This is a genomic window from Streptomyces sp. NPDC045701, from assembly GCF_056432045.1.
This window is the reverse complement of sequence record NZ_JBWKJV010000052.1, coordinates 22,129-23,899: the sequence shown is the minus strand read 5'-3', so window position 1 is coordinate 23,899 and position 1,771 is coordinate 22,129. Positions and strand designations below refer to the sequence as shown.

Here is a 1,771-nt window from a genome sequence, read left to right as displayed (position 1 = left end):
TGCGGGCCCAGGTAAGCATCACAACTCACCCAACCCGCACGGCCCTTCTCATGTCACGGGCCGGGCCGCCCCGTATTTCCCCCAAGGTCGTTACTCGCGTGCGCCGCCCTGGCGGCCGGTGCCGTGGTGGCGCTGCCCGCCACCACGGCCACCGCCGCGACGACCCGTTACGAGGCCGAGCGCGCGCCCGCCACCTGTGACGGCACCATCGACTCCACCTACGCCGGCTACTCGGGAACCGGCTTCTGCAACGGCCGGAACGCCGTCGGCGCGGCGGTCCAGTTCACCGTGGACGCACCGCAGGCCGGCACCGCGACGCTGGCGGTGCGCTTCGCGAACGGGACCACCGCCGTACGGCCGGCCGACATCACGGTGAACGGCTCGCCGGCCGCCTCGGCGTCGTTCGGGAGCACCGGTACGTGGACGGGGTGGACCACGAAGACGCTCACCGTCCCGCTGCGGGCGGGCGGCAACACCGTCCGGCTCACCCCGACCACCTCCGGTGGCCTGCCGAACCTCGACCACCTCGACGCCGAGGTGGTCGGCACGGTGCCGCCGCCGTCCGGCTCCGCGCTGTACGTGGCACCCAACGGCGCCGACGGCGCGGCCGGGACGCAGGCGGACCCGACGACGCTCACCTCGGCGATCGCCCGGACAGCTCCCGGCGGAACGATCCTCCTGCGCGGCGGCACCTACCGCTACGCGCGGACGGTCACCATCCCGCAGGGCAACAACGGCACCGCCGCCGCACGCACCAAGCTGTCCGCCTACCCCGGCGAGACCCCGGTGCTCGACTTCTCGGCCATGGCGGAGGACCCGGCGAACCGCGGGCTCGCCGTCAACGGGTCGTACTGGCACGTCTCCGGGGTCGTCGTCGAGCGCGCCGGGGACAACGGCATCTTCGTCGGCGGCAGCAACAACGTCTTCGAGCGCACGGTGACCCGCTTCAACCGCGACACCGGTCTGCAACTGTCCCGGGCGGCCTCCACCACCCCCCGTGAACAGTGGCCGTCCCACAACCTGGTGCTGAGCGCGGAGTCGCACGACAACGCCGACTCCGACGGCGAGGACGCCGACGGCTTCGCCGCGAAGCTCACCGTCGGTCCCGGGAACGTCTTCCGGTACGCCGTGGCCCATCACAACATCGACGACGGCTGGGACCTCTACACCAAGACGGACACGGGTCCCATCGGGCCGGTGACCATCGAGGACTCCCTCGCGCACACCAACGGCACCCTGAGCGACGGCACGGTCAACTCGAACGGCGACCGCAACGGCTACAAGCTCGGCGGCGAGGACATCGCGGTCGACCACATCGTGCGGCGCAGCTTCGCCGTGCGGAACGGCAAGCACGGGTTCACCTACAACAGGAACCCCGGCAGGATGGCGGTGTCGGGCAACACCGGCGTCGACAACGCCCAGCGCAACTACTCGTTCGACGCCGGCACCTCGGTGTTCCGGGACAACGTCTCGTGCCGCGGCGGCAGCGGTACCAACGACAAGGTGGTCGGCGACGCCGACGGCTCGAACCAGTTCTGGTCCGGCTCCAACGGGTCCCGGTGCTCCGCGTACGCCGGCGCCCTCGGGTGGTCCTTCGCCGCCGACGGGCGACTGGTCGTCACCTTCGGCGGCACCCCGGTGACGCCGTAGCCCCAGTCCCGTCCCGGCCTGCCGATCCGGCCCCGGGGGGGGGGGGGGGGGGGGGGGGGGGGGGGGGGGGGTGTTGTTCCGATTCGTGGGGGTTTGGTTCAGGGGGTAGGGGGGAGGAAGC

1 protein-coding gene is annotated in these 1,771 nt (G+C 72.2%); it reads left to right on the top strand.

The window, feature by feature from the left end; genetic code table 11:
- Positions 1–126: 126 nt before the first annotated feature.
- Entirely contained in the window at positions 127–1,650 is a 1,524-nt protein-coding gene (locus AC07DW_RS29605; RefSeq protein ID WP_478860753.1) for a carbohydrate-binding protein, read from the top strand.
- Positions 1,651–1,771: the final 121 nt, after the last annotated feature.